This window comes from Sphingomonas ginkgonis (assembly GCF_003970925.1).
Classification (GTDB): domain Bacteria; phylum Pseudomonadota; class Alphaproteobacteria; order Sphingomonadales; family Sphingomonadaceae; genus Sphingomicrobium; species Sphingomicrobium ginkgonis.
Genome location: NZ_RWJF01000001.1, coordinates 936221 through 958036, shown reverse-complemented (window position 1 = coordinate 958036; position 21816 = coordinate 936221). Strand labels below are relative to the sequence as shown.

At 70.1% G+C, this 21816-nt stretch carries 15 protein-coding genes and 2 tRNA genes; 13 read left to right on the top strand and 4 right to left on the bottom strand.

Annotated features, from left to right (window positions below; genetic code table 11):
* Positions 1 to 12 precede the first annotated feature (12 nt).
* Positions 13 to 1158, bottom strand: coding sequence for an endo-1,4-beta-xylanase (locus tag HMF7854_RS04705; RefSeq protein ID WP_126718041.1), 1146 nt, complete (start codon positions 1156 to 1158; stop codon positions 13 to 15).
* 53 nt (positions 1159 to 1211) lie between these two features.
* Between HMF7854_RS04705 and HMF7854_RS04700 the strand changes: the two genes are divergently transcribed.
* On the top strand, positions 1212 to 3341 hold the full coding sequence (locus tag HMF7854_RS04700) for an alpha-glucuronidase family glycosyl hydrolase (RefSeq protein ID WP_126718040.1): 2130 nt from the start codon (positions 1212 to 1214) through the stop codon (positions 3339 to 3341).
* A 67-nt stretch (positions 3342 to 3408) separates the two neighbouring features.
* Here the strand turns inward: HMF7854_RS04700 and HMF7854_RS04695 are convergent, their stop codons facing one another.
* A complete protein-coding gene (locus tag HMF7854_RS04695) occupies positions 3409 to 6873 on the bottom strand; it encodes a TonB-dependent receptor (RefSeq protein WP_239016839.1) in 3465 nt (1154 codons plus the stop codon).
* 275 nt (positions 6874 to 7148) lie between these two features.
* On the opposite strand from HMF7854_RS04695, the gene HMF7854_RS04690 reads away from it, so the two are divergent.
* The 6 genes from HMF7854_RS04690 to HMF7854_RS04665 are packed head-to-tail and all read left to right on the top strand — an operon-like array spanning position 7149 to position 15794.
* Positions 7149 to 8645, top strand: a complete 1497-nt coding sequence (locus HMF7854_RS04690) for a tryptophan halogenase family protein (RefSeq protein ID WP_275402002.1) — start codon at positions 7149 to 7151, stop codon at positions 8643 to 8645.
* Positions 8642 to 10057 (top strand): tryptophan 7-halogenase, encoded by a 1416-nt coding sequence (locus tag HMF7854_RS04685; protein WP_126718039.1) that lies wholly within the window; start codon positions 8642 to 8644, stop codon positions 10055 to 10057. Before HMF7854_RS04690 ends, HMF7854_RS04685 begins: the two co-directional genes overlap by 4 nt.
* On the top strand, positions 10054 to 11604 hold the full coding sequence (locus tag HMF7854_RS04680; RefSeq protein WP_126718038.1) for a tryptophan halogenase family protein: 1551 nt from the start codon (positions 10054 to 10056) through the stop codon (positions 11602 to 11604). The genes HMF7854_RS04685 and HMF7854_RS04680 overlap by 4 nt, the downstream gene beginning before the upstream one ends.
* 53 nt (positions 11605 to 11657) lie before the next feature.
* Entirely contained in the window at positions 11658 to 13124 is a 1467-nt protein-coding gene (locus HMF7854_RS04675) for a tryptophan halogenase family protein (protein ID WP_420822373.1), read from the top strand.
* Positions 13121 to 14119 (top strand): cupin-like domain-containing protein, encoded by a 999-nt coding sequence (locus HMF7854_RS04670; RefSeq protein ID WP_126718036.1) that lies wholly within the window; start codon positions 13121 to 13123, stop codon positions 14117 to 14119. Before HMF7854_RS04675 ends, HMF7854_RS04670 begins: the two co-directional genes overlap by 4 nt.
* Position 14120: 1 nt before the next feature.
* On the top strand, positions 14121 to 15794 hold the full coding sequence (locus tag HMF7854_RS04665) for a glycoside hydrolase family 43 protein (protein ID WP_126718035.1): 1674 nt from the start codon (positions 14121 to 14123) through the stop codon (positions 15792 to 15794).
* Between the two features lie 27 nt (positions 15795 to 15821).
* Here HMF7854_RS04665 and HMF7854_RS04660 read toward each other — a convergent pair whose 3' ends face one another.
* Both HMF7854_RS04660 and HMF7854_RS04655 read right to left on the bottom strand, forming a co-directional pair.
* Positions 15822 to 18149 carry a putative bifunctional diguanylate cyclase/phosphodiesterase gene (locus tag HMF7854_RS04660; RefSeq protein WP_126718034.1) on the bottom strand — a complete coding sequence of 776 codons (2328 nt, stop codon included), beginning with the start codon at positions 18147 to 18149 and terminating at the stop codon, positions 15822 to 15824.
* A gap of 10 nt (positions 18150 to 18159) precedes the next feature.
* Positions 18160 to 18750 (bottom strand): cupredoxin domain-containing protein, encoded by a 591-nt coding sequence (locus HMF7854_RS04655; RefSeq protein WP_126718033.1) that lies wholly within the window; start codon positions 18748 to 18750, stop codon positions 18160 to 18162.
* A 111-nt stretch (positions 18751 to 18861) separates the two neighbouring features.
* Here HMF7854_RS04655 and HMF7854_RS04650 point away from each other — a divergent pair, with 111 nt between their 5' ends.
* The 6 genes from HMF7854_RS04650 (at position 18862) to HMF7854_RS04625 (ending at position 21784) form a co-directional block, all read left to right on the top strand.
* Positions 18862 to 19740 carry a DUF3034 family protein gene (locus HMF7854_RS04650; RefSeq protein WP_126718032.1) on the top strand — a complete coding sequence of 293 codons (879 nt, stop codon included), beginning with the start codon at positions 18862 to 18864 and terminating at the stop codon, positions 19738 to 19740.
* A 13-nt stretch (positions 19741 to 19753) separates the two neighbouring features.
* Complete coding sequence (locus HMF7854_RS04645; protein ID WP_239016838.1) at positions 19754 to 20230, top strand: group I truncated hemoglobin; 477 nt, start codon at positions 19754 to 19756, stop codon at positions 20228 to 20230.
* A gap of 147 nt (positions 20231 to 20377) precedes the next feature.
* Positions 20378 to 20451: transfer RNA gene (locus HMF7854_RS04640), tRNA-Gly, on the top strand.
* Positions 20452 to 20566: 115 nt separating this feature from the next.
* A tRNA-Tyr gene (locus HMF7854_RS04635) sits at positions 20567 to 20652 on the top strand.
* Positions 20653 to 20815: 163 nt separating this feature from the next.
* On the top strand, positions 20816 to 21382 hold the full coding sequence (locus HMF7854_RS04630; RefSeq protein ID WP_185829155.1) for a helix-turn-helix domain-containing protein: 567 nt from the start codon (positions 20816 to 20818) through the stop codon (positions 21380 to 21382).
* A gap of 57 nt (positions 21383 to 21439) precedes the next feature.
* Positions 21440 to 21784, top strand: coding sequence for a hypothetical protein (locus tag HMF7854_RS04625; protein WP_126718029.1), 345 nt, complete (start codon positions 21440 to 21442; stop codon positions 21782 to 21784).
* Positions 21785 to 21816 lie beyond the last annotated feature (32 nt).

The following is a 21816-nucleotide window of genomic DNA, read 5'->3' as shown; positions in this document are numbered from 1 at the left end:
GCTCTTTCCTCCTCAGGCGGTATGGTGCGTAGCCTGGCGCAGCGACTGCGCGATCGCCTCGCGCAGCGGCTTGGCCCGGAACGCCCGATCGTAGGGCGTCCCGCGCTTGGGCAGGTGGTCGGTGCGCGGGTCGAACCCGTCGAGCCAGCTGTACCGGTCGTCCAGCCCCCAGGCGAGCAGGTCGCCGAGCTGCGGGTAGCTCAGCATCACGTCGAGGTAGGCGCGGGCATAGTCCGCCACCATCCGGTCGCGCAGCCGGATGTCGGCCGGCGCCTTCCTGTCGTTCACGTCGAACTCGGTGATCAGCAGCTTGTAGCCCATGCCGGTCACCGCATCGAGGAAGCGGCGCCACGGCCCCGTGCTCTCGCGCACGATCCGCTCCACCGGCCAGTCCTGGAGCAGGCGGATGTGCGACTGGATGCCGAGCGCGTCGACCGGCGTGCCGCGCTTGCGGAAGCCTTCCAGCAACCTGATGACGCCGGCGATGTGGGTCTCGTCCTCGGTCCCCCGCTCCCAGCTCATATAGTCGTTGTAGACCAGCTGGGCCTGCGGCGCCTCCGCCCGCGCGGTGTGGTACATGAGGTCGAGCAGCGCCTCGCCGCCGAGCGCCTTGGTCATTACCGTGTCGCGGATGGCGCCGGTCTCGGGCTGGATCGCCTCGTTGACGACGTCGTAGCTGAAGATGCGGTCGCGATAGCGGCGGCAGACGGTCTGCACATGGTCGACCAGCAGCCGCTCCGCCGCGGCCGCGGGGCGAGCGCCGAAGTCGTAGCCGACCAGCCACTTGGGATACCATTTCTCGGGCAGCCAGAAGAGCGTGTGTCCGCGCAGCGCCATGCCGTGCGCCGAAGCGTAGCCGGCGATCGCGTCCACGCCGCGGAAGTCGAAGCGGTCCGGCGTCGGGCGCGACCACTGCCACTTGAGCTCGTTCTCGGGGACGAGCAGCGAGACCTCGCGTTCGAGCAGAGCGGCGTAGCGCGGGTTGTTGAAGCTGCCGCGATCGGCGCCGGGCGGCGCGAAGGACACCGCCGAGCCGAACCGGCGGCCGCTGCGCCGGGCGAGCTGCGCCAGCGACGGGACGGCCGGCGCGGCGGCGAGCGGGCTTGCCAGCGCCAGGCCCGCACCCAGGAAGATCGACTCCCGGCGACTGATCAACACCCTGCGCCTCTCCTCTTCCCTGATAGCGCTAACAGTCTAGACTGCCGCCGACAATGACAAAGGCTTTCCTCTCGCTTGGTGCCGCCCTCCTGGCGCTGTCCGCCGCCGCGCCGGCCCAGGCAGAGGACGGCTACCGGCTGTGGCTCCGCTACGAGCCGGTCAGCGGCGCGGTGCGCTCCGAGAATCGTCGCACAGCCGCGGCGCTCGTCGTGGCGAGCCCCTCGCCGCTCGCCCGCTCGGCGCATGACGAGCTTCGGCGCGGGATCGGGCAGATGCTGGGGCGCGCGCCCGCCGACCGCGCCACGGTCGACCGCGATGGCGCGATCCTGCTCGCGGCGCTCGGCTCGCCGATGCTCGCGCGAACGTCGATCGACGCCGCCCGCCTCGGCGCCGAGGGCTATGCGATCCGCAGCGTCCGGCTCAACGGCCATGCGGCGACCCTGATCGCGGCGCGGGACGGGCGCGGGCTGCTCTACGGCAGCTTCGCGCTGCTCCGGCGGATGCAGATGCGCCAACCGCTCGGAAAGCTCGACATCGTCGACGCCCCCAGGCTGCCGCTGCGGATGCTCGACCACTGGGACAATCTCGATCGCTCGGTCGAGCGCGGCTACGCCGGGCAGTCGCTGTGGGACTGGCAGCGCCTGCCGCTGTGGCGCGATCCGCGGATCGACGATTATGCGCGCGCCAATGCCTCGGTCGGGATCAACGCGGCGGTCCTCAACAACGTCAACGGCAACGCCGACATCCTGACCGCGCCCTGGCTGGCCAAGGTCGCGACGATCGCCGGCCAGCTGCGTCCGTGGGGCATGCGGGTGTTCCTGTCGGCGCGCTTCTCCGCGCCCAGGGAGATCGGCGGCCTGCCGACGGCCGACCCGCTCGACCCGCGGGTGCGCGCCTGGTGGAAGGCGAAGGCGGACGAGATCTACGCCGCCGTGCCCGACTTCGGCGGCTTCCTCGTCAAGGCGAACAGCGAGGGGCAGCCCGGCCCGCAGGACTATCACCGAACCCATGCGGACGGCGCCAACATGCTCGCCGAGGCGCTGGCGCCGCACGGCGGGACGGTGATCTGGCGCGCCTTCGTCTACGCGCCGGACAACGGCGACCGCGCCAAGCAGGCCTTCGCCGAGTTCCAGCCGCTCGACGGCCGCTTCGCACGCAACGTCATCGTGCAGGTCAAGAACGGGCCGATCGACTTCCAGCCGCGCGAGCCCTTCTCGCCGCTGTTCGGCGCCATGCCGCGCAGCCGGGTCGCGCTCGAGGTGCAGGTCACCAAGGAATATCTCGGTTTCGCCACCCACCTCGCCTATCTCGGGACGATGTGGGAGGAGGTGCTGCGCAGCCGCACCGACCGGCCCGTCGCGGGCGCCCGGGTCGCCGACACGCTCGCCGCCATGGCCGGCGTCGCCAACGCCGGGACCGACCGCAACTGGTCGGGCTCGCAGTTCGATCAGGCCAACTGGTACGCCTTCGGGCGGCTGGCGTGGAACCCCGACGGGTCCGCCCGCTCCATCGCCGAGGAATGGGTGCGGATGACGTGGGGCAACGATCCCCGGCTGGTCGACGCGATCGTGCCGATGATGATGGGCTCGCGCCAGGCGGTGGTCGACTACATGACCCCGCTCGGGCTCGCCCACCTGATGGGCACCAGCCATCACTATGGCCCGGCGCCGTGGGTGGCGGACCTCGCCCGGCCGGACTGGAACCCCGTCTACTATCACCGGGCCGGCCGCGACGGGATCGGGTTCGACCGCACGGCGACCGGCAGCAACGCGGTCGCGCAATATGCGCCGGAGGTGGCGCGGCGCCTCGCGGACCGCGCCGCGGTCGGCGACGATGCCCTGCTGTGGTTCCACCATGTCCCGTGGACCTGGCGGCTCGACACCGGCCGGACGCTATGGGCCGAGCTGGTGCACCGCTACGACCGCGGCGTCGCCACCGTCGTCCGGATGCGCGCGACCTGGGACGGGCTGCGCGGCCGCGTCGATCCGCACCGCCACGCCGAGGCCGCCGCCTTCCTCGCGATCCAGGAGCAGGAGGCGCGCTGGTGGCGCGACGCGTGCCTCGCCTATTTCCAGAGCGTGTCCGGCCAGCCGCTTCCCGCCGGGACCCGCCCGCCGGCGCATCCGCTCGCCTGGTACGAGGCGCTGCGCTTCCCCTACGCCCCCGGCCAGCCGCGACCCTGAACAAAGAAGAGCCCGCCCCGGCTGACCGGGGCGGGCTCGAGAGGGGGTCGAGGGCGACCCGCTGAGGCTAGAAGCTGCCGCGAACGATGAAGCTGAAGCGGCGGTCGTTGACGAAGTAGGACCGTGGCCCGATCAGCCCGTCGAGGGTGAACTGCTGCGAGGTCCGGGTCACTTCGTTGAGCAGGTTCACGCCCTGCACGCCGACCTTCACATATTTGTTGACCGTCAGGAACGCCGAGGCGTCGAGCTGGCCGGTCGCCTCGTTGTAGATCGGGTCGTACGGGAAGATCACGTCGGCCGAGGTCAGCAGGAAGCGCGAACGCCAGTTGTACGCTGCCCGAAGCGAGATCGGACCCTTTTCGTAAAAGGCCGTCAGGTTGAAGTTGTGCTTCGACAGCTGTTCCAGCGGCAGGTTGCCGGGAACGCCGTTGGGCGAGGTGGTGCTTGGGACACCGCCATTGAGGAAGCTGTTCGGCAGGCCCTTGCTCTTGATGTAGGTGTAGGAGACACCCGCACCCAGTCCATTGAGCAGACCCGGCAGGAAGTCGAAGGTCTGCTGATAGGCGACTTCGAGCCCGCGGATCTTGCCCGTTCCGCCATAGTTGGCGGGGCCGCGCACGAACACGTCCTGCGTTATACCGTTGCTGGTAATCGGTCGATCGGTCACGCTTGAATAGAAGAAGTTCTTCACGTTCTTCGCGAACAGATCCACCGTCAGTGAGCCGACCCGGGCGAAATACCATTCGCCGGTGAGATCGAACTGCCAGGCGGTGGCCGGCAGCAGGTAGGGGTTGCCTGCCGTCGCCGTCAGCTGGAAGCCCGCGCTCGAGTCCGATCCGATTGTCAGGAAGTTTCGGATGTTCGACGAGTCCGGTCGCGCGAGCACCTTGGAGGCGGCGAAGCGCAGCAGCACGTCGCGCGAGATACCGACCTTCACGTTGAAGCTCGGCAACCAGTAATGATAGCGGTTCCGGGCCACATCGGTGGTCGTCGCGCCGGTCGCGAACTGCTGCAGCTGCGCGTAAGCCGCCGGTCCGAGCAAGCAGATGCCGCCCGGTGCCTGCGCCGGGGTTCCCGGAGGAGCACCAACCGGAACGCGTGGATCGCACCGCCCGTTGGGAAGGCCGGTAGCCGGATCCGTGCTGGTGAAGGGTAGGTCGATGCCGAGCGCCTGCTGGGTCGGAGCGCCGATCGAGCCCGTCGAGGTCACCCGCGTGTTGACGTAGCGAATGCCGATATTGCCATCAATTCGAAGTCGTCCGAACAGCGGCTCATTCTGCCCGAAGCTGAGCATCGCGTACGCGTTGCCATCCTTCTGGGAGACTGGCTGGATCTCCGACGGGAGATAGTCGGTGCCGGAAACGACGCCGATGCGCTCCGCGGCCGGTACCCAGCCCTGCGCGGCGCCGCCGTTCTGCGTCCGCCAGATGTTGTTCAGCGACTTGAAGTAGGTCGCAGAGTTCGCATAGTCGCCGATCAGGTCGCCGTTATAGTAGTAGCCGCCGACCGGACCCGGGGTCGCGCCGCGGAAGAAGTTGGGGAAGGTGAAGAAGTCCGTGTTGCCGGTACCGCCCTGCGCGATGCTCACCGGCGTTCCCGCCCAAACCTCGCTCAGCACGCCCCAGTTGTAGGCGCTGTAGCGGACCGTCTGCTCGCGATCGGCGTAGCGCGCACCAAACTTCACGCGCTTGACGAACGGGATGTCGTCCTTGAAGTCGTAGCTGGCATCGGCACGGAACGCATATTCATGGCCCGTGCTGTGCTCGATGTGATCCATCGCCGCGCGCCAGAACTGAACGTTCGGATCCGAAAAATACTGTGCATCGGTCTCGCCGACCACGGCCGGATTCGGCTGCGACCAGCTGTACGACAGCGTGTTCGGCTTGTGCGGGACAACCACCGGGAGCTTGCCGGAGATATCCAGTTCCTCGTCGGCGAAGCTCGAGCCGAAGACGCTGAAGTCGAGGTCGTCGTGACGCGCCTTGGTATAGTCCCCGTCGAAGTTCAGCGACAGGCGGTCGGTCGGGTTGAACTTGAGGTTGATGCCATGGTCCTGAACGACGTTGCGCTCGTCGACCTGGCGCCGTGACAGCGACTGCTGGATGCCGCCGGCCGGAATGAACGAGGTCGGTCCAAGCTGCCCACGCCAGCCGCCGCCCGGATAGGTGATGTACCCGCTCTCGAAGACGTTGTTGCTGTCGTAGTTGTAGTTGGTGAACTTGCCGTCGGGGCATTCGGCACGCGGCTGCCCGTTGGAGCCGTTGGTGTTGTACTGGCAGCCCAGCGGGTAGGTGTTGTACTCGCTGAGATCGGGCGCGCTCTCGAAGGTGTGCTCGCCCCACTTGTTGCTGCTGTCGGTGCGCAGGAACTGCAGCGTCAGGGTCGCGCGGCGGTCAAGGCTTTCCCACTGCGCGGCGGCCGCGAAGCCGCGGCGGATGCGGTCGTAGTCCTGGGTACGGAACTGGCCGCCGAGCGGCGCATAGGCGAGCGGCAGGTTATCGGCGAACCCGTTGGCGCCCGCGGGCCCGTTGACCCCGCACCCGGTCGGGAAGCCCTGCGTGTCGGTGTTCGACGGCAGCGGCTGGCGGCAGACGGAACCGCCACCATTGGCGCCCTGGACGATCGTCCCGTCGCGGGTCTGGAAGTTGGTGACCTGGATACCGTCCGACCGGCTCTTCAGCCGCGAGTAGGACACGCTTCCGAGCAGGCCGAAGCGGCCAATGCCGGTATTCCAGGTGTTGCTGAGCAGCAGCGAACCCGTCGGCGTCGTCTTCTTGCGCAGGTCGCCGTAGTTGAGCTCGAGGTCGTAGCCGACCTGCAACCCGTTCTTGTCGAATGGCACGCGGGTGTTGAGGTTGACGGTGCCGGCGAGACCGCCCTCGATCAGGTCGGCCGTCGCATTCTTGTACACGTCGACCGCGCCGAGCAACTCGGCGGGAACGTCGGCGAAGTTGATCGCCTGCCCGCCGACGCCGGCCGAGAAGGTATCGCGGCCGTTGAACTCGGAACGGACGAAGGTCAGGCCGCGGACGGTGACGCCCGAGCCCTCGACCGAGAAGTGGTCGGGATCGTTCGACCCGGCGAAGCGGCTGATCTCGACGCCCGGGACGCGCTGCAGCGCCTCGGTGACGGAGCGGTCGGGGAGCGCGCCGATGTCCTGCGCCGTGATCGAGTCGATGACCGTGTCGCTATTCCGCTTGCGGCTCTGCGCGTTCGCGAGCGACTGGCGGATACCGGTGACGGTGATCACATTGGCGGGCGCCGGCTCGGTCGGCGGCGCGGTGCTGGCCGAAACGCTCGCGTTTGGCTGCTCGGACTGGGCGCTCGACTGGGTCTCGCCCGCGGACCCCTTGATGGTCCCCGGCCCGTTCGTGCTCGAATTCGTCGTGCTGGTCGTGGTCGTCGACTGCGCCGCGGCGGGCTGCGCCGCCGCCATGACGCACAGCGCGACCACCGACACGCCGCCGCAAAGACGCGCGCCGCGGCCGTTCGCCGCCAGACGGTACTCACCCGTCGCTACCGAACCCATCATCTTCTCCCCAAGGTGGTAGCGCTAACAGCGCTGACCGTTTTTGTTCTTGTGACGGTGAGATTAAACAGCCAAGTCGGAGCTTGGCAAGGACGTTGCGCATGGCTTTCGACGAGGTTGCGGGACAACTGTGATGCAATCGCCACAGCGAGCTAACGCGCTAAACTTCTTGCCAAAAACAATTTGCCGCTAGGGTTTGACGGGGATTCGCGCGGCGGGACATAAGATGTCGGCCGCGGCAGACGAGCGAGGACGAGCTGGACGAAGCAGCGAAGAAAGTGAGCGTTACCATCGTCGGCGGGGGAACGGCCGGATGGATGACCGCGGCCGCGCTTTCCCGGCTGCTGCCGCACCAGTGCGAGATCACGCTCGTCGAGTCGGAGGCGATCGGGATCGTCGGCGTCGGCGAGGCGACGTTGCCGCACATCCGCGGCTTCAACGAGCGGCTCGGCATTCCCGAGGCAGAGTTCATGGCCGCCACCCGCGCGACCATCAAGCTCGGCATCGAGTTCAACGACTGGGGCCGGATCGGCGACTCCTACGTCCATCCCTTCGGCACCTTCGGCAACGCCCGCGGCGCGGTCGACTTCCACCATTACTGGACTCGGTTGCGGCAGGCCGGCCTGCCGGTCGACGACCTGCAGGAGTACAGCCTCGGCGTTCGCCTCGCCCGCGCCAACCGCTTCGATTTCCCGAGCCAGGACGGCGAGAGCCTCCGCTCGACCTACGGCTACGCCTACCAGTTCGACGCGATGCAGTTCGCACCCTATTTGCGGGGGATCGCCGAGCGGGCGGGAGTGAAAAGGATCGAGGGCCGGATCGTCGCGGTCGAGCGCAGCCCGGAGAGCGGCGACGTCACCGCCGTCCAGCTCGACAACGGCCGCAACGTCGGCGGCGAGCTGTTCGTCGACTGCTCCGGGTTCGGCTCGCTGCTGCTCGGCCGCACGCTGAGCGAATCCTTCGAGGACTGGTCGCAATGGCTGCCGTGCGACAGCGCGGTCGCGGTGCCGTGCCGGACGGAAACGGCGCTGAGCCCCTTCACCAGCGCGACCGCGATGGGCGCGGGGTGGCGCTGGCGGATCCCGCTCCAGCACCGCACCGGCAACGGCTATGTCTATTCGAGCGCGCACCTCGACGACGACTCCGCGCGCGCGGCCCTGCTTGCGGTGGTGGAGGGCGAGCCGATGGCCGAGCCGCGCGTCCTTCGCTTCAGGGCCGGGCGCCGGGCGCGCAGCTGGTCGCACAATGTCGTCGGGGTCGGCCTGGCGAGCGGCTTCCTGGAGCCGCTGGAATCGACCAGCATCTACCTCATCCAGCAGGCCATCACTTTCCTCGTCGAGCTGTTCCCGGCCGGCGCCGCGAGCCCGTCCGACCGCGACGAGTTCAACCGGCTGATCGATCTCGAATATGACCGCATCCGCGACTTCCTGATCCTCCACTATCATGCGACGACCCGCTCGGACTCGAGCTTCTGGGATTACGTCCGGACGATGGCGATCCCCGACAGCCTCGCGGAGAAGATCGAGCTGTTCCGCCGGCGCGGACGGGTGGTCAAGTATCGTGAGGGCGTCTTCCTCGATGCCAGCTGGGTCGCCGTCTACCTGGGCCAGGGGATCATGCCGGAGGGCCACGACCGGCGCGCCGACCTGCCGGACGAGGCGGCGCTGGTGGCGGCGATGACCGCGCTGCGTCAGCAGATCGCGGCGGAGGTCGCCGCGACGACCGAGCACCGCCGCTTCCTCGATCACTATTGTCCGATGCGGAGGGCGGCATGATCGACCGCGACATCCGCCGCATCCTGGTCGTCGGCGACGGGATCGTCGCCTGGTGCGCCGCCGCCGCGATCCGCCGCCACCTGCCCGTGATCGCCGTCGATGTCCTCGCTCAGCCGGTCGCGCCGGACGCGCTGGCGGACCGGGTCGCCGCGACCCTGCCGTCGCTGGTCGGCTTTCACGAGGACCTGCGGCTGAGCGAGCGGGACACGCTCGGCGCGGCCGGGAGCAGCCGCCGCGCGGGCAATCTGATGACCGACTGGTCCGGCATCGGCGAGCGGTTCGTCCATGCGTATGGACCGGTCGGCGAGCCGGTCGACGGCAGCAACTTCCACCAGCAGTGGCTGCGCTCGGCCGACGCCGCCCCCGCCGCCTTCGACTCCTTCTCCGAGAATGGCGGCGCCGCGCTGGCGGGCCGCATCCCCGAAGACTCCGAGCATGGATTGACCCTGACCCCGGGTCGCTATCGCGCCATGATCCGGGCCTTCGCGCTGCACCTCGGCGCGCGCGAGCGGAGCGGAGCGGCCGCCGCGACCGAGACCGATGCGGAGGGCCGCCTCGAGGCGGTCCGCACGACGACGGGCGACCGCCTCGAGGCCGACCTGTTCATCGACGCCGCTGGTCCCGCAGGCCTTCCCGGCACCGCGTCGGCCGCCGATTGGGAGGACTGGTCCGCCTGGCTCCCCTGCGACCGCGTCGCCATCGCCAGCGCGCCCGCGTCCGACCCGCTGCCGCTCGACCGTGTCGAGGGATTGCCGTGGGGCTGGGGCTGGTCGTCGCGCTCGCCGTTCGAGCAGTCGCGGGGGGTCGCCTGGTCGTCCCGACATGCGAGCGACCGCGAGGCGCTGGCGTGGCTCGGCGCGCCCGATGCCGCCGTGGTCCCGCTCCGGCAGGGCCGCCGCCGCTCGCCGTGGACCGGCAACCTGCTCGCGATCGGCGATGCCGCCGTCGCGGTCGAGCCGCTCGAATGGACCAACCTCCACCTGGCGCTGAGCCTCATCGACCGGCTGATCACGATGCTGCCCGGAAGCGCCTGCGCGCCCGTCGAGGTCGCCGAGTTCAATCGCCAGAGCGCGATGGAGGCGGCACGGGTGCGCGACTTCCTTGGCCTCCACTATGCGGTGTCGCGCCGGCCCGAGCCGTTCTGGCGCGAGACGCGCGAGCGACCCCTGCCGGCCTCACTCCAGCACAGCCTCGACCAGTTCCGCAGCCGCGGTCGCCTGCCCTTCTACGAGGAGGAGACCTTCGCCCGCGACAGCTGGCTGGCCATCCTGATCGGCTGCGGCGAGCGTCCGCGGCGGATCGATCCGCTCGCCACCGCCGTCCCGCGCGAGCGGGCGCTCGCCGCGCTCCGCCGCCAGCACCAGGCGCGCCTCGCCCGCCTTCCCCTTTCTGCCATGAGCCCTGCCCAGTGACCGATCACCGAATAAAGAATGTCGTCATCGTCGGCGGCGGGACCGCCGGCTGGATGGCCGCCGCCGCCCTCTCCCGCTTCCTCAACAACGGCTACACCAAGGTTACGCTGATCGAGAGCGAGGAGATCGGCACCATCGGGGTCGGCGAGGCCACCATCCCGCCGCTGATCTCGTTCAACGCCATGCTCGGGATCAACGAGAACGAGTTCGTCGCCGAGACCCAGGCGACCTTCAAGCTGGGGATCGAGTTCGTCGACTGGGGCCGCCTCGGGGACCGCTACTTCCACCCCTTCGGCAGCTATGGCCAGGACCTGCAGGGGATCCACTTCCACCAGCTCTACCTGCGCGAGAAGATGGCCGGCCCGGTGCCCGACATCGGCGACTGGGCGATCAGCGCGGTCGCGGCGCAGCGTGGCCGGTTCGCCCGCCCGGGGCGGGCCGCGCAGGCGCCGCTCGCCTCGCTCCGCTACGCCTTCCACTTCGATGCGGCGCTCTACGCCGCCTTCCTCCGCCGCTATGCCGAGCGGCATGGGGTGCGGCGGACCGAGGGGCGGATCGAGCATGTGGCGCTGCGCCCGGCCGACGGCTTCGTCGAGAGCGTTCGGCTTGCCGACGGGCGATCGATCGACGGCGACCTGTTCATCGACTGCTCGGGGTTCCGCGGGCTGCTGATCGAGGAGGCGCTGAACACCGGCTACGAGGACTGGAGCCGTTGGCTGCCGTGCGACCGCGCCATCGCCATGCCCTGCGCGCTCGCCGGTGCCGAGCCCGAGGCGTTCACCCGCGCGACGGCGCGGCGCTCGGGCTGGCAATGGCGGATCCCGCTTCAGCACCGCGTCGGCAACGGCCACGTCTACTCGAGCGGCTTCTGCTCCGACGACGAGGCGGAGCGAACGCTCCGCGACCATCTCGAGGGCGAGCCAGGGGGCGACCCGCGGCTGCTCCGCTTCACCACCGGCCGGCGGTCGCTCGCCTGGAACCGCAACGTCGTCGCACTGGGGCTCGCCGGCGGCTTCGTCGAGCCGCTCGAATCGACCAGCATCCATCTCGTCCAGTCGGGCATCGCCCGGCTGATCGCGCTGTTCCCCGACAAGCGCTTCCTCGCGGTCGAGCGCGACGAGTACAACCGGCAGATGCAGTCGCTCGCCGAGCGCGTCCGCGACTTCGTCCTGCTCCACTACAAGGCGACCGAGCGGAGCGATTCCGACTTCTGGCGGCAGTGCGCGGCGACCGCCATTCCCGACAGCCTCGCCGAGCGGATCGAGCTGTTCCGCGCCAAGGGCCGCATCTTCGCCGAGGGCGCCGAACTGTTCTCGACCTCGAGCTGGGTCGCGGTCATGCTCGGGCAGCACATCGTTCCCGACGAATATGAGCCGGTGGTCGACGCGCTCGACGAGAATCTGGTCGCCAACGCGATGGAGCAGATGCGGCGGGCGATCGACCAGACCGTCGAGCGGCTGCCCTCGCACGGCGAGTTCATCGCCCAGTGCCGTTCGACCCTGCAGGCACCGAGCCAGCCCTCCGCGCTGCCGGAATTCGCCTTTTGATCGGCGACCCTGTCCGGCGGATCGTCATCGTCGGCGGCGGCACCGCCGGCTGGATGGCGGCCGCCGCCTTGGCCAAGGTAATCGGCGCCCTGCCCGGCCTGACGATCGAACTGGTGGAATCCGACGAGATCGGCACCGTCGGGGTGGGCGAGGCCACCATCCCGCAGATCAACCTGTTCAACCAGCTGCTCGAGATCGACGAGGCGGAGTTCGTCAGCCGCACCCAGGCGACCTACAAGCTGGGGATCGAGTTCCGCGACTGGACCCGGCTCGGCCACCGCTACATCCACCCGTTCGGCTTCTACGGCGTCGACATGGGCGGGATCGAGTTCCACCATCACTGGCTCAAGGGCCGGTCGCTCGGCGACGACAGCGAACTCGACGACTATTCGCTGGCCGCGGTCGCCGCTCGGCAGGGGCGCTTCTCGCACCCGCGGCCGGACCAGCCCAAGTCGCCGCTCGCCAGGATCGCCTACGCCTTCCAGTTCGACGCCGCGCTTTACGCCCGCTTCCTTCGTTCACGCGCCGAGGCGGGGGGCGTCCGGCGGACGGAAGGACGGGTCGTCGACGCCGAGCAGGACGGGGAGAGCGGGTTCGTCCGCGCGCTCCACCTGGCCGACGATCGCCGGGTCGAGGGCGACCTGTTCATCGACTGCTCGGGCTTCCGCGCGCTGCTGATCGGCCAGACGCTCGGCGTCGGCTTCGAGGACTGGTCGCGCTGGCTGCCGTGCGACCGCGCGCTGGCGGTCGCCTGCGAGAGCGGCGAGGACCGGCGGCCGCTGACTCGCTCGACCGCGCGGCCGGCAGGGTGGCAGTGGCGCATCCCGCTCCAGCACCGCACCGGCAACGGCTATGTCTATTCGAGCGCGCACGTCAGCGACGACGCGGCGGCCGCGACCCTGCTCGGCAGTCTCGACGGCGCCGCCTTGGGCGATCCGCGCGCGCTGCGCTTCCGGGCGGGCCACCGGCGCGAGGCGTGGAACCGCAACGTCGTGGCGCTGGGCCTGGCCGGGGGGTTCCTGGAGCCGCTCGAGTCGACCAGCATCCACCTCGTCCAGACCGGCATCGCTCGGCTGCTGACCCTGTTCCCGACGCTCGCCTTCGATCCCGCCGAGATCGCCCGCTACAATGCGCTGACGGTGCAGGAATATGTCGACATCCGCGACTTCCTCGTCCTCCACTACAAAGCGACCGAGCGCGACGATTCCGAGTTCTGGAACTACTGCCGCACGCTCGAGCCGCCGCCGGCGCTGGCCGAGAAGCTCGCCATGTTCCGCAGCAACGGCCGCGTGTTCCGCGAGCAGCACGAGCTGTTCACCGAGACGAGCTGGCTGTCGGTGATGGTCGGCCAGGGCATCGCGGCGGGCGGCTACCATCCCGCTGCGGACCTGCTGGCGGACGACGAGACGCTGGCGCGGCTCGGCCATATCCGCGGCGTCGTCGAGCATACGGCCAGCCTGCTGCCGACCCAGCAGCAGTGGATCAGGCAGCTCGGCGCCGGCATCCCGACCGCGGCATGATGGCGTCTCCCGCCGCGCCGCTGCCGGAAGTCGCCGGGCTCGACCGCGACGAACTGGCCGAGCGCCGCCGCGCGACCCAGCCGTTCGTCATCCGCGGCCTCGCGTCGACCTGGCCGGCGGTGACCGCGGCACAGCGCTCCGACGCCGACTTCATCGCCTATCTCAAGCGCTTTTCGACCCCTCGGCCGGTGGTGGCGCTGGTCGGCCAGCCCGAGATCGACGGCCGCTTCTTCTACACCGAGGCGCTCACCGCGCTGAACTTCGAGCGCGGCACCTCGCCGCTCGACCCCTTCCTCGACCGGCTGCTGCGCGACCGCGAGGCGCCGCGGCCGCTGGCGATGGCGGTGCAGGGGGAGGACGTCGCCGGGCTGCTCCCCGGGTTCGAGCGCGAGAACGGGCTGGAGGCGCTGCTCCCGGGGGTGCCGCCGCGCGCCTGGCTCGGGAACCGGATCCGCGTCGCCACCCATTACGACCTCAAGGAGAATATCGGGATCGTCGTCGCCGGGCGGCGGCGCTTCACCCTCTTCCCGCCCGACCAGATCGGCAATCTCTACCCCGGCCCGCTCGAACTCACCCCGGCCGGAACCCCCGTCAGCATGGTCGATCCCGCGGCCCCCGACCTCGAGCTTCATCCCCGCTTCGCGGAGGCGTGGCGCCATGCCGCGACGGCGGAGCTCGGCCCCGGCGACGCGATCTACATTCCCTATCACTGGTGGCACGCGGTGGATTCGCTGGCGCCGGTCAACCTGTTCGTGAACTACTGGTGGGGCGATGCGGTGGGGCTCGCGGCCAGCCCGGGCGACGTGCTGATGTTGGCGATCGGCTCGCTCCGCCAGCTGCCGCCCGACCAGCGTGAGGCGTGGCGCGCGGTGTTCGCCCACTTCGTGTTCGACGCCGATCCCGCCGAGCACCTGCCGGCGGCCGTGCGCGGGATCTACGGGCCGCCGACCCCGGCGATGATCCGCCACATCCGCTCACTCGTGTTCGGAGACTGAGATGCGCAGCCTGCTGCTCCTTGCCGCTGCGCTCGCCGGACCGGTGGCGGGACCCGGACCCGGACCCGGACCCGCGCCGCTCGCCCGCTTCCGCTCGCTCGAGTATCGCGGCAGCGACCCGGGGGCGCCGGCGCCGGGCGCGCGCGAGTATCGCAACCCGGTGCTTGCCGGCTTCTACCCCGACCCCAGCATCGTCCGCGTGGGTGCCGACTTCTACCTAGTCAACTCCAGCTTCGCCTTCTTCCCCGGCCTGCCGATCTTCCACAGCCGCGACCTCGTCCACTGGCGGCAGATCGGCAATGCCATCGACCGTCCCGGCCAGCTCGACTTCAAGCAGGTGCCGACCAGCTTCGGCCTGTTCGCGCCGTCGATCAGCCATCACGACGGCCGCTTCCGGATCGTCAACACCTGCGTCGAGTGCGGCGGCAACTACATCGTCTCGGCGAGCAGCCCGGCCGGCCCTTGGTCGCAGCCGGTGTTCCTGCCCGCGCTCAGCGACGCGATCGATCCCTCCCTGGCCTGGGACGAGCGCGGCCAGGCCTATGTCGTCTACAACGGCCCGCCGCCCGGCGGCTCGACCTACCCCGGCCACCGCGCCATCTGGCTCCGCCCGGTCGATCCGGAAACGGGAAGGACCGGCATGGCAACCCTTCTGGTCAACGCCGGCACCAACCCCCGCCGCAAGCCGCAGTGGATCGAGGGGCCGCACCTCTTCGCCAAGGACGGCTGGTGGTACCTGGTCGCGGCCGAGGGCGGCACGGCGGAAGGCCACAGCGAGGTGGTGTTCCGCAGCCGCTCGATCGCCGGTCCCTACACGCCCGGGCCCAACAATCCGATCCTCACCCAGCGCGACCTGCCGCCCGCGCGGCCGCTGCCCGTCACCTCGACCGGCCACGCCGACCTGGTGGCGCTGGCGGACGGGCGCTGGTTCGCGGTCTTCCTCGGCACCAGGCCGTACCGCGGCGACTTCTACGATACCGGGCGCGAGACCTTCCTGATGCCGGTGCGCTGGAAGGACGGCTGGCCGGTCATCACCGGTCCCGGCCAGCCGGTCCCGCTGGTGGCGCCGGCCCCGCTGCCGCGCCAGCGGAGCGCGGCGCCGCCGCAGAGCGGGCCGATCCGCTGGGCGACCCGCTTCGGCGAGCGCCGGCTTGGGCCGGAATGGCTGATGCTGCGAACGCCGCGCGAGCGCTGGTACAGCCTCGGGAACGCCGGCCTGACCCTTCGTCCACGGACGGCGGGCCTGGGCTCCTTTGCCAACCCGAGCTTCCTCGGCCGGCGGCTTCAGAACCGCCGCGCCGACCTCGTCACCGAACTCCGCTTCGAGCCGAGTGCCGACGGCGAGATGGCGGGGCTCGCCGCGTTCCAGAACGACGAGTTCTGGTACGCGCTCGCGATCGGCCGTGCTGCCGGGCAGCGCCAGATTGAGCTGCGGCGCCGCAACGGCAAGGCAAGCCCGGTCGACGGCGTGCTGCTTGCCTCCGTTGCCGCGCCTCCGGGCGCCGTGCGGCTGAGGATCACGCTCGACAGCGACCGGGCCGACTTCGCCTGGGCCTCCGCGGGAGGGCGCTGGCGTCCGCTGCTGGCGGGCGCCGACGCGACGCTGCTCAGCACCGCCCGGGCGGGCGGCTTTGTCGGCACCATCCTCGGCCCCTTCGCGCAGCGCCGTCCCTGATCGCGAGCGCCGGCGCCGCCCCGCGCGTCAGGCCGCCTGGCTGGCGCGCTGCTCCAGCAGCGAGGCGACGGCGGCGCCGCGGATCGGCTGGCTGAACAGGAAGCCCTGGATGCTGCCGCATCCGTGCAGCCGCAGGCTCTCGAGCTGCTGCGGGTCCTCCACCCCTTCTGCTGTCGTGTCCATGTTGAGCGCCCCGGCGAGGTGGACGATGGCATCGACGATCGCCCCGGCGCTCTCGTCGGAAGCGACGTTGGCGACGAAGCTGCGGTCGATCTTGAGCTTGTCGAACGGGAAGCTGCGCAGGTAGCTCAGCGACGAATAGCCGGTGCCGAAATCGTCGAGCGCGATCCGGACGCCGAGCGCGCGGAGGCGGTGGAGCAGCGCGACGACCGCGTCGGCGCCGTCGAGGAACACCGATTCGGTGATCTCGATCTCCAGCCGCTGCGGGGCGAGACCGCTCCGCGTCAGCGCCTGGAAGACAACGTTGGTGAAGCCCGAATTGCGGAACTGCAGCGGCGAGACGTTGACCGCGATGCGGACGTCCTCGGGCCAGGCGAGCGCTTGGCGGCACGCCTCGTGCAGCACCCACTCGCCCATCGCGACGATCAGGCCGGTCTCCTCCGCGACCGGGATGAACTCGCCCGGCGTGATCAGGCCGCGGGTCGGATGGTCCCACCGCAGCAGCGCCTCGAGCCCGCCGATCCGCTCGGCCTTGAGGTCGAAGATCGGCTGGAACTCGAGCCGGAACTGCCCGGTCCGAAGCGCCCCGCGCAGGTCGAGCTCGAGCTGGCGCCGCGCGCGCGCCGCGCGATCGAGCGACGGCTCGAAGAAGCTGAACACGCCCCGCCCGTCCTGCTTGGCGCGGTAGAGCGCGAGGTCGGCGTTCTTGAGCAAGGTGTTGGCGTCGGTGCCGTCCTCCGGCCCGATTGCGATGCCGATGCTGGTGCCGGTGGCGATCAGGTGTCCTCCCGCCATCATCGGCTCGCGCATCCGATCGACGATCTGCTGCGCCAGCGTGCGGGGCCGGTCGCTGCCCTTGGGGCCGGTCAGGATGATGGCGAACTCGTCGCCGCCGAGCCGCGACACCGCGGCGTCGGTCGCGACCTCGGTCAGCACGTCGCCGACCAGCTTCAGCAGCTCGTCGCCGACCGGGTGGCCGAGCGTGTCGTTGACGCTCTTGAACCCGTCGAGGTCGAGGTAGAGCACCGCGACGTCGCGCCCGCCGGCGCGGGCCAGCGCGCCCTCCAGCTGCTCGCGGAAGAAGGCACGGTTGGGCAGGTTGGTCAGCGCGTCGTGGAAGGCCATGTGGCCGATCCGGTGCTCGCGCTCGACGATCCCGGCGGACATCTTGTTGAAGCTCTCGGCGAGCCGCCCGATCTCGTCCGACCCGCGCACCGCGACCTCGGTCCGGGAGCCCTCCTCGAGCGCCTTGGCGGCGGCGTCCAGTTCGACGATCGGCCGGGCGATCGTGCCGGCGAGCCGACGGCTCCCGAGCAGCACGAGCCCGAGCCCGAGCAGGCCGGCGATGGCCAGCCCGAACTGGAGGCTGCGGTAGGGAGCGAAGGCGGCCGCGACCGGGTAGCTGAGCAGAAGCGCCGCGCTCGGCCGGCCATCCGGTCCGGCGAGCCGCTTCGCCATCATGAACGACGGCCCCTGCGCGCCGCTCAGGATCTCGAGCCTCTCCCCCTCGCTGCCGTCGCGTTCGACCAGGGCGTCGAGGGTCGCGGCGGGGGCGAGCTTGCCCGACGGATCGACCCAGTGCCCGTCGGCCGAGCGGCGCAGGATGCTGGCTTCGACCGGGATGGCGGAGAGGCGGTCGAGCGCATGGAGTTCCGAGCGGTCGAGCGGGACCGCGAACACCACCCAGCCGATCTGGGTCGGCGCGAGCACCGGCGAGGCGACCAGCCGATAGGTGCCGCTGCCGATGCCGACGACGGCGTTGTTCCGCCCCGGCTCCAGCCGGTCCGGCAGCTCCGCGACCGCCTTGACGAGGTCGCCCGGCCCGTCGCCGACCACCTCCCGCGCCTGGTCGACGACGAAGGCGTGGTCGATCCCGATCCGGTGGCGAAGGTTGACCAGCGCGGAATCGATCGTCGGCTTGTCGCCGCTGGCGATCGCCATTCGGAACCCGAAGTCGCGGGCGAGGACGTTGGCGGACTCGGTCAGCGCCTCGGCCTTGAGCGACCAGATCCGGTCGTAGACGATTCCGCTCGCGGTCAGCTCGGCCTGGACCGTGTCGCGTGCATGATGGCGGATGACCAGCTGCGCGACCGATGCCACCGCCAGCATGGTGATGCCGAACAGCCCGGCATAGAGCACCACCAGGCGGGTCCGCAGATGATGGAAGGCGAACATCGCCAACCGCTCAGCGGCGCGCGACGAGGCTTGTCATCAGGTTGGGGCCGGCGATCCGCAGCGGCCCCGACCAGCTGTTGCCGGGCATCCGCAGCGACGGCGACCAGACGGTGACCGTGGCCGCGCCCTCCGGCAGGTTGGCGAAGCGGACCATCCCCTGCGCGTTGGTGGTCGCCGCGAAGGGCGTGTCGACGACGTAGATGAAGCCGCTCATCTGGTCGTGGATGTTGCAGCCCAGCGCGACGGCGCCCGGCCGGTCGAACGTCTCGGTCCGCTGTTCCTCGTGGCCGTACAGCCTGATCGCGAACTTCTTCGGCTTGGACACGGAGTAGACATGGTGCCGGACCCGGTCGCGATTGGGGAAGGAGACGGTGGCGCCGACCGGCACGATCAGCACGTGCGGAGTGTAGCTGAGGTCCTGCTGCCCCATCACCATCGGCCACGGGAAGCGGATCGGACCCGCCGGACGGGTCGCGGTCCGCACGGTGACCACCGCGTCGCTCAAGGGGCGCCCCGCGGGATCGCGGGCCACGAAGGTGGCGGTGGTCGCGTGCGCGGCGGCGGACGCCAGGCACAGCGGGAGCAGGATGACGCGGTACATGCTGCCGACCTGAACCCGAAGTGTTGAGATTGGCTGAAGACGCCATTTACCGGACGGCAAGGATAAGTCCTCATTAGCTACCCTTGGCCTCGCGCCGAGTAGGAGTATCCCATGTTCAGCCGGTTGACCCTTTGCGCCGCGGCGGCGGCGGTCTGCTGCTCGTCGCCAGTCCTTGCGCGGAGCGAGTGGCGGGCGGGCGGCAAGCTCCTCCTGACCAACGGGGTCAGCACCGTCGACGGGCCCGCCGGCGGCGGTCTCGCGACCTGGGCGGTGATCGCGGGCGAGGAGACCAGCGACGGCATCGGCGGCTCCGTCCATGCCACCTACGTGCCGCTCCGTGATTTCGCGCTGACCGGCGTCGGCGCGGCGATCGGCTATCGCGACCGGATCGAGATCAGCGTCGCGCACAACAGCTTCGACACCCGCGCTGCCGGTGCGGCGCTCGGGCTCGGGCGCGGCTTCCGCTTCAACCAGGACGATATCGGCGTGAAGGTCCGCCTGTTCGGCCACGCGGTCTACGATCAGGACCGGCTGCTGCCGCAGGTCGCGGTCGGCCTCGAATATAAGCGGGCGGACAAGGACGCGATCATCCACGCGGTCGGCGGCCGGCATGCCAGCGGGGTCGACGTCTATGTCGCGGCGACCAAGCTGCTGCTCCGCCACAGCCTGCTGCTGAACGGGACGGTGCGGCTGACCCGAGCCAACCAGTTCGGCCTGCTCGGCTTCGGCGGCGATCGCGACCACGGCTACCGCCCGCAGGCGGAAGGCTCCGCCGCGCTTCTCCTCAGCCGCAACCTCGCGGTCGGCGCCGAGGCGAGGACCAAGCCCGACAATCTCGGCTTCGCGCGCGAGCAGGACAGCTACGACCTGTTCCTGGCCTGGGCGCCGGCGCACCATCTCACCGTCACCACCGCTTATGTCGACCTCGGCGACATCGCGACCTTCCGCCGCCAGACCGGCGCGTTCCTGTCACTCCAGGCCAGCTTCTAAGAGGAGACCGCCCGTGCTTCTTCCGCTCATCGCCGTTCTGGCGGTCACCGATACGCCGGCGGTCCACCCCGGCGAGCTGCCGACCACCGCCTATGTCCAGGACGACCGCAACGCCGGCGCGACGCCGTTCGGCGGTCAGCGGCTGTGGGCGGCCTTCCACGGCCAGGCCGGGGTCGACCGCATCGTCGACACGCTGGTCGATCGCAACCTTCGCGATCCCCGCATCGGCGACATCTTCAAGGGCCAGGACATGGTCCGCGTCCGCCGCACGCTGAAGGAGCAGTTCTGCTACATCCTCGGCGGCGGCTGCAGCTACACCGGGCGGACGATGAAGGACGCGCACAAGGATCTCGGGCTGCAGCAGGCCGACTTCAACGCGCTGGTCGAGAACCTCCAGGCGGCGATGCGCGCCGAGCGCGTGTCCTTCGCCGCGCAGAACGCCTTCCTCTCCAAGCTGGCGACGATGGAGCGCGCCGTCGTCGTGCGCTGACCTTGCTGCTCACCCGATCGCCCGCCGTGCGCGAAGGGCGGCGGTTGACCAGTGCGCCGCACTCGTGGCATCGGCAACCCGCATCGCACGCCGGCTCCGGATCGGACCGGCGGCAAGCGATCGGGAACGGCGGCCGGCTGCTGTTTCGCGGGTGTAGCTCAATGGTAGAGCAGAAGCCTTCCAAGCTTACGACGAGGGTTCGATTCCCTTCACCCGCTCCAGCCGGAGCCGGCCGCCCCTGCGCGCCGGTGGGTTCCGTCGTCGCGAAGCGCGGCTTACCCGCCGGGCTCGGTTGACAGCGCGTCCCCGCCCCGCCATTGGCGGCGCGCTGCCCGTGGAGAGGTGGCCGAGTGGTTAAAGGCAGCAGACTGTAAATCTGCCCGCGCAAGCGTACGCTGGTTCGAATCCAGCCCTCTCCACCATCGCTCCCGAGCGGTCCCGACATGCCGGCCGGCGCTTCGCCGGCCGCTTCGCGGCGCCGGTAACCGCGGCGACACACCCCGGATATTAACGGTGTGGATTGACCGATCAGCGAACCTTACAGCCTGAAGATAGTTGTCATGGTCGTCGAGAGAGGGCGGCGCCTTGCAGGAACGGGCCATACTTCGCGACGTGGAACGGGCACAGGCTAGAACGCGGGTCGACCGCCTGAACGAAGGCCAGCGCGCCTGCCTCCGGCTGGTCGCCGAGCATCTGTCGTCCAAGGAAATCGCCGCCAGGCTCGGGATTTCGCCGCATACGGTGGACCAGCGGATCCGCCTTGCCCTGCCGATCCTCGGGGTCACCCGCCGCAGCGAGGCGGCGCGCCTGGTCGCGCTCGCCGAGACGGGCGCATATCAGCGCTTGATATATCAAGCGCCGGACATTCCCGCCGACGCCGATCCCGCCGAAACGGATGAGGCCGTCGGTTTTCAGATTCGGCACGCTGACGGTGCAGGGAGGGACGGGAGCTTCGGCCTCGATACCGAGCAGGGGACGGGGAATGCCCGACCCTCCCTGGTTCTGCCGATCGCCACGAGGACCAACCCGCGCAACGAGATGAGCGTTGCCGCCCGGCTGATGTGGATCGTCCTGATCGCCATCGGCTCGGCCTTCTCCGCCGGCATGTATCTCGCCGGCCTGGAGAGCCTCAGCCGCCTGCTGGGGCAGTGACGCTGGTCTGAGCGCGCCGCGGCGCGCCGCGGGCCGGGCCTTGGAACAGGAGCCGTCATGCGTAAACAGAAGATCGAGAACGCCGCCTTCGAAGTCGCCGAGCAGGTACGCACCGTCGAGGACTGCATCGACGAGACGCTCGGGCAGCTGGCCGAGCTGCAATCGCGGATGATCGGCCTGCGCGCGACCGCCGGCGTCGCGGTCGCCACCGGCCATGCCGCGCTGGTCGAGGTCGCCGCCGCGCTCCAGGGCCTGGTTGCCGCGCGCGGCGGGATGGCCAATGCCCATGCCGCGCTGAAGGACGCCCAGCAGCTCGTTCCCGGGCTCCGCACCGTCGCCTTCGGCGATGGCGAGGAATGCCCGCCCAAGACCGCGGTCGCGCCGCTGCGCGTCGTCGCCTGAGCGGAAGCGGGCCGGGCCGTTCGCAGGACGAC